At 66.9% G+C, this 6060-nt stretch carries 6 protein-coding genes and 1 pseudogene; 2 read left to right on the top strand and 5 right to left on the bottom strand.

Annotation, left to right across the window (positions count from 1 at the left end; all coding sequences use genetic code 11):
* Positions 1–95: 95 nt before the first annotated feature.
* Positions 96–1046, bottom strand: a pseudogene (locus ACFYWI_RS30800) (ISAzo13 family transposase); the annotation flags it as partial.
* A gap of 265 nt (positions 1047–1311) precedes the next feature.
* Here ACFYWI_RS30800 and ACFYWI_RS30795 point away from each other — a divergent pair.
* Entirely contained in the window at positions 1312–1746 is a 435-nt protein-coding gene (locus ACFYWI_RS30795; protein WP_389238783.1) for a VOC family protein, read from the top strand.
* A 113-nt stretch (positions 1747–1859) separates the two neighbouring features.
* On the opposite strand, the gene ACFYWI_RS30790 is transcribed toward ACFYWI_RS30795, so the two are convergent.
* The 4 genes from ACFYWI_RS30790 to ACFYWI_RS30775 all read right to left on the bottom strand — a co-directional run bounded on the left by ACFYWI_RS30790 (position 1860) and on the right by ACFYWI_RS30775 (position 5305).
* On the bottom strand, positions 1860–3146 hold the full coding sequence (locus ACFYWI_RS30790) for an MFS transporter (RefSeq protein ID WP_389238801.1): 1287 nt from the start codon (positions 3144–3146) through the stop codon (positions 1860–1862).
* A 332-nt stretch (positions 3147–3478) separates the two neighbouring features.
* Complete coding sequence (locus ACFYWI_RS30785) at positions 3479–3994, bottom strand: hypothetical protein (protein WP_389238781.1); 516 nt, start codon at positions 3992–3994, stop codon at positions 3479–3481.
* A 118-nt stretch (positions 3995–4112) separates the two neighbouring features.
* Positions 4113–4256 carry a hypothetical protein gene (locus ACFYWI_RS30780; RefSeq protein WP_389238807.1) on the bottom strand — a complete coding sequence of 48 codons (144 nt, stop codon included), beginning with the start codon at positions 4254–4256 and terminating at the stop codon, positions 4113–4115.
* Positions 4257–4651: 395 nt separating this feature from the next.
* Positions 4652–5305, bottom strand: coding sequence for a hypothetical protein (locus ACFYWI_RS30775; protein WP_389238779.1), 654 nt, complete (start codon positions 5303–5305; stop codon positions 4652–4654).
* A 423-nt stretch (positions 5306–5728) separates the two neighbouring features.
* Between ACFYWI_RS30775 and ACFYWI_RS30770 the strand changes: the two genes are divergently transcribed.
* Positions 5729–6019, top strand: coding sequence for a WhiB family transcriptional regulator (locus ACFYWI_RS30770; RefSeq protein WP_389238777.1), 291 nt, complete (start codon positions 5729–5731; stop codon positions 6017–6019).
* Positions 6020–6060: the final 41 nt, after the last annotated feature.

Raw genomic sequence — 6060 nt, 5'->3', positions numbered from 1 at the left:
TCGGATATCCCCACCCACGGATGCATGCCGGGTCCAACGACCCCGTGCCCTCAACGTCACCTCGAACTACTTGCCCTGCTCAAGCAACGGCATTGGGTGCCCGGCGGCAGATGACACACGGTGATTGTCAATCCGGTTTCGGCGGCGAGCCGGGCCAGTTCGAGTTTCCAGGCCCGGGTGCGATAACCATTGGAGCCGCCCGCGTCGGCAGTGATCAGCAGTCGTGCTGCCTGCGGGTAGGCGGCCTGGCCCTGGGCGTGCCACCAGCGGCGGATCGACTCCACGGCGAACGCGGCGGTGTCGTGATCGGTACCGACGTTGACCCAGCCGGTGTTCGCCGCGACGTCATAGATCCCATAGGGGACGGCCTTGCCCAGCTGCGGGTCGGCGAAGTCATGAACGCTCACCGGCACCGGCTCACCCGTCGGCCGCCACTGGCAGCCGTTGTTCTTGAACTCGCCGACGAGCTCCTTCTTCTTGGTGTCCACGCTGATCACCGGCTGGCCGGTGTCCCGGTGCTCACGGGCCTGCTCGTTGAGATAGCGAAACTGGGCATCCCGGTCCGGGTGCTGGCTGCCCTCGATTGTCTTGGCGTTGGCCTGCAGGCTGAAGCCTTCCGCCCGCAGCAGGCTGGCGACGGTGTCGGCACTGACGCGGTGCCCGGCCCGGGTCAGCTCCTCCGCCAGCGTGCGGGTGGACTTCACCGTCCACCGCAGCGGAGACATCGGGTCACCCCGCACATCCGGCTCAACCAGCGCCAACAGGGCCGGCCGCAGTCCCGGATTCAGATCCGCGACCCGTTTGCGACCCCCGCCTGGCCGCCGCACCCGCCCCAGAGGCTCCTCACCCGCCTCGAGTTCGAACACGTCCTTGCGGACTGTCGTCTCGCTGACCGCAGCGGCCTGCGCCACGGCCCGGACACCGCCGTGTCCAAGCGCCCGGGCCTCCGCAGCCATCAACAGCCGTCGCTGCCGCTCGTCCAGATGTGGGAGCAACACCGCCAACTTCACAGCGAGTTGATCACGAGTCTCGTCCGGAATGCGCATACCACACCAACGAGCCTCAGGACGGGAAGCAACACCTTGATTCCCTGCAAGCCCTAAGGGATGTCCCGCAACTGATCTTGGCATGAAGGTTGGTTGTCAGGACTGGATCCTGGGGACCTGGGGCGCTCCGTGGCCACGGTCGCGTCGTTCTCGCGGACTGTCCGGTTTGGTCACTTGGTGTCCAAGGTGACCCAGGGCACGACGGGTGGCCAGCGGATCCGTCTGCGGGAAATGAGCGGCAGAGTCCGCCTGCTATGGTGCGCCGATGTCAGCGATCAAGAAGTTCCAAGTCACCTTTGATTGCGCAGAACCTGAGCGCCTCGCTCGTTTCTGGTGCGAGGTGTTGGGGTATGTCATACCGCCGCCACCGGAGGGGTTCGCCACCTGGGACGATTTCAACCGTACCCTCCCTCCTGAGGAGCAGGATTCATGGTTCGCCTGCGGTGATCCCTCAGGCGTGGGCCCGCGCCTGTACTTCCAGCGCGTCCCCGAAGGCAAGACCGTCAAGAATCGGGTGCATCTCGACATCCGGGTCGGCACCGGGCTCGTGGGGGACGAGCGCCTCGCCACGCTCGAAGCCGAGTGCGCACGACTGGTCGCGCTCGGCGCCACCCACGTGCAAACGCTGTATGCCGATGAGGAAAACGAGTCGTGCATCCCAATGCTGGACATCGAGGGCAACGAATTCTGTATCGACTGAGCTCCTTCTCTAGGAAGTAGCGCGGGATGCCCTTCCCCTCGAGGGTGTTGCAGCTGCCGCACAGCGGGCCTTCCCCGAACTACTTGTTTGTCTGGCGGCCCTTTCGCCATCCTTCAGCTCTTGGCGTGCGCTTGTTCTGGCTCGTGGGTCTGCGGAAGGTCGCGCTCTCGGCGCATCGGGCTCGTGGCGAGGATGAGCCAGCTGGGCGCGGCGACACCCGTCATGATCCACATGGCTGGCCGGTACCCGACGGCGTCGCCGAGCACGCCGCCGAGCAGGGACCCGAGCGGGATGGTGCTGTGGTTGATCATCATGGCCGTCGCCACGACCCGGCCGAGCATGTGCGGCGGGCAGTAGGCCTGCCGGAAGCTGCCGACCACGATGTTGGCCACGGAAACGCCGATCCCGACGATGAAGGCTCCCATCGCGAACAGCAGCAGCCCCGGCCCCGCCGTGGTCATCGGCAGGAGCAGCGCGAACGGCGCGGTTGCGACCTGCAGGAGAAGAAGCCCGCGCGCGGTGCCGAACCGCCGGCTGACCCTGGTGGCCACCAGCGCGCCCACGATGCCACCGGTGCTGCCGCTGGTCAGCAGCAGACCGACCATGGCCGGGTTCAGCCCGACCGTGCGGACCAGGAACACGACCTGAACCGCCTGGTAGCCCATCAGCCCCAGGTTGATCACGGCGCCCCAGGTGACCATCGGCCGCAGGTACCGGTCCCGGCCCACGAAGCGGAGCCCTTCTCTGATCTGCCGGCGGCGGGGGACGCGTTCCTCGTCCGGAGCGCGGTCCGGCTCGACCACGCTGATCCGCTTCAGGCAGACCGCGGATACCAGGAACGTCACCGCATCGGCCAGTAGCGCGGTGACCGCGCCGAACGCCTGGGCGAGCAGTCCCGCCACCCCGGGTCCGGCAACCTGGGTGATGGCCTCGCTGCCCTGCAGCTTGGCGTTGCCCTCAAGCAGGTCGCGGCCGTCGAGCACGATCCGGATGTACGAGTGGTAGGCGGTGCTGAAGCACACCGCCGCGGTGCCGCATATAAGCGCGATGACGACCAGGTGCTGAAAGGTGAGCGCGTCGAGCCACGCAGCCAGTGGAATGCTCACCAGCGCCGCAAAGGCCACCAGATCGCACGCGATCATCAGTGGCCGTTTGCGTATCCGGTCCACCCATGCGCCTACCGGCAGCCCCACCAGCAGCCAGGGCAGCCAAACCGCCGCGGCGAGCAGGCCGACGGCTGTGGAGCTGGCATCCAACATTTCAACCGCGATCAGCGGCAACGCGACCACGGTGATGCTGTTGCCCAGCCCGCTCACGGTCTCGCCTGTCCAGAGCAGGCGGAAATCCGGTTGGGTGAATACTCCCCAGCGGGTTCGAGGCCGGTCCGGCGTGTCATTCATCGAGTCCACACGGGGCATCATGCCGTGAGCTCTTCAACCTGCTGTATTGGTTATGCAGTTGGACTGCTGGATGAGCGAATCCCCTGGTGGGACTCAAGGATAGCCCTGGCCGATTCCGGAGTTCCGTTTCTGGGTGAACCAGCCCGGGGCAGGTCAGGGGGCGGTTGAGTGCCCAGCGATACGACCGAAAGTGGGCAGGCCCAGGTGGATGACCGAGGGTTTGACAGCGGCATCCAGCTGAGCCAGCTTGTCCTCGGCGCCGGCGAGACTGATCTCCAGGCCCTCGACCTCGCCGAGCCAGCGCTCGCGCTGAGCTTCGGCGATCCGATCGATCAGGTTGTCGCGGATCTCGACCAGCCGGTCTCGCTGCGAGGCAGTTCTTCGGCTCGGGCACCGTTTGAAACCCAGAAGGCCAGTAGGGCGCGATCTCGGTTGTGCCGGAGGGCGGCGAACAGCGCGTTGAACCTCTCGTCCGGGATACGCCGAGGCGCACGTTTCGGGATGGTCGGGCGGTAGCGGCCTGTCCGCTCTTGCTCAAAGGGCCGGTCAGGCTTGTGGTGGGCGTTCGCGCGGCCGCCGCGACGCGAGCGGTCAAGCGGAAACGGGTTGATGATCGGCCCGGTGCCCTCGTCCCGGTGGAAGTCGTAGAACGTGCGGAGCACGGTTTCGCAGTGCGCGCGCGTCCTCGCGGCGTACTGCGGGCCGGGTGAGACCTTGCCCGTGATGGCGTTCGGGGTACCGGGGATCTTCTTGTGCGTCGTCCGCGGCTTCGGCGCCGTCTCCTCGGAGTGGCCGCCTTCCGGTGTCTCCAGTGCAGGCGCTGCGGCTTGTTCGCGATCTGCATCCACCGAATGAAGTCCCGTGCATCCGTGCGCGTTGCCCGGTTCCACTCGATGTTGAGAGCCCACAGAAACCTTCTCTGCACTATGTCAAGCGGAACCAGCTGCCGAGGGGCCTGGTGCGCAGCTACTTGTAGCGGGTGGGCTCGATGGCGGTGCCGAAACCGGCGTACTGGCGCATCTTCCACGGAATGCCGGTGCACATCGCCCGCACCACACCCACACCTGCACCCGCGCCCGCAGCCGCAGCCGCAGCCGCGTGAGGCTCCACGGGCGCCCGCCACCGTAGGACGATGCTGCGCCAGCCGGCCGCGACCGCGGACGTGATCGAGCTCGTCCGCGACCTGGCCCACAGCAACGGACAGGGCGAGCATTGATGGAGACCGTGGTGTCCGTAGACCAGTCCTCCACCATCCTTGACCAGGAGTCGGTCTTGGGTGGGCGCCTGGAATCTGCAGAGTCTCTGGCGCTGTCCACCCGAGGTGAGAAACAAACGGACACGCCGCTGAGAAAGCACTGTTCACCGGCGTGAGAGTCGGCACTCCGCTCGGGTATGCGGGTCGCGGGCTTGCAACGCCTGGGGGGCAATGCTGTTGCTCAGCCACCGTCGGCGCTCGGTCCGCTCCAGGTGAGCGCCTGCCGCAGGACGAGGGTGCGCACCGAGGCCTAGGCTTCCGCCGGAGCCGGGGCAGGTACGGCGTCCACCTCGACAGGCGCGGACTTGGGCTTGGTGTACATCACCGAACCCTGCTGGTTCGTCTTCTCGATGATGCCCTTCTTGGCAAGGCTCTCCAGGGTGTTGCGTACGACCTGGCTGGACGCGGCGCGCCCGGGGTAGTGCTCCTCGAGCTCGGTGCGGACCTCGCTGACCATGCGGGGCTCACCGGCGTGGTTGGTCAAGATGCCCTCGACGAGCTCGCGCAGCGGAGGCTGCGCAGCCTTCTCGGCGGTTGTCTTCTTCGCCGCAGTCTGCTTGGCGGTGGGCCTCTTCGGGGCTGCCACCTTCTTCGCGGTGGCCTTCTTGGTCGTCTTGGCAGCGGCCCTCTTCGCACCGGGCTTGTCCCCGGCCACCTTGCTGAGGTCCTCCTGCCTCGGCGCCGGAACGGCCGCCTCTTCCGCCTCAGCGGGCATGGCAACCGGCGCCGGTACGGTGCCCTGCAACTCTGACAGCCACTTCTCATTGGCCTTGAGCCGATCCAGGCGTCCCTGGAGCTCCGAGATCTGTTGGGCGATGTCCCCCTGCTTGCTGCGGTTCTTCTCGAGGTCGGCGGCAAACCGCTGCGCGTAGACGCTCTGGATGTTGTCGGGCTCGTCGGTCACGTCAGCTCACGCTCGTTGTGTCTCTGGTGTATTTCTGCCGGATGCTACTCACCGCAGAGGGCGTGTAGGAGTTGTCCTGCCCGGTGGCACTCGTACGAGAGCTTTGGTCGCGTACAACCTCGCTCCGGAAAATCGGCTGGAAGGTGTGCTCGACAGGGTGGCCCGGGACGCGGCGCAACGGGACGAGGGGCGAGGTTTGCGGCGAGCTGCAGCAGAGGGCCAACTGCCGTGCCTGATCCGGTCCGTCGGATGCCCGGATGAGCAGGGTACGAAGGCGTGGACGTGACCGGGTGCTGAGCCACCACGGCCAGGCGGGCCCGCCTCCGGTCGCGCGCCCTGGACCGGGTTGCGCGAAGCCCGGGCTGCCTGTGAACTGCGGCGGCATACGCTCAGCTGCTGAGTGTCGATGGGGGAGGGGAAGACATGACCAGCACGGTAGCCCACTGGGACCAGGATGCTGCGTGCCGGAGCGCCGATCCGGAGGAGCTGTTCGCCGAGAGCGCGCAGCAGAACCGGGCCAAGGCCGTGTGCACCGGGTGCCCGGTACGCACTGAGTGCCTGGCTGAAGCCCTCGATAGCCGGATCGAGTTTGGGGTGTGGGGCGGTATGACCGAGCGCGAGCGCAGGTCGCTGTTGCGCAGACCCGGCGTCGTCTCCTGGCGGAAGGTTCTGGAGGAGGCCCGCCGCGAGCACGAGCAACCGCATGCGAGCTGACCACGCCGAGGCAACGCTTCACCGTCTGAGTGTCTAGGCGG

Origin of the sequence: Streptomyces sp. NPDC002889, from assembly GCF_042888425.1 — a bacterium.
In the GTDB taxonomy this organism is placed as follows: domain Bacteria; phylum Actinomycetota; class Actinomycetes; order Streptomycetales; family Streptomycetaceae; genus Streptomyces.
This window is presented reverse-complemented; position numbering and strand designations above follow the sequence as displayed.

Excerpts from the sequence above, each read along its gene's own strand:
- ACFYWI_RS30790 (WP_389238801.1), bottom strand. The coding sequence starts at position 3,146 with ATGAATGACACGCCGGACCGGCCTCGAACCCGCTGGGGAGTATTCACC.
- ACFYWI_RS30770 (WP_389238777.1), top strand. The coding sequence starts at position 5,729 with ATGACCAGCACGGTAGCCCACTGGGACCAGGATGCTGCGTGCCGGAGC.
- ACFYWI_RS30795 (WP_389238783.1), top strand. The coding sequence starts at position 1,312 with ATGTCAGCGATCAAGAAGTTCCAAGTCACCTTTGATTGCGCAGAACCT.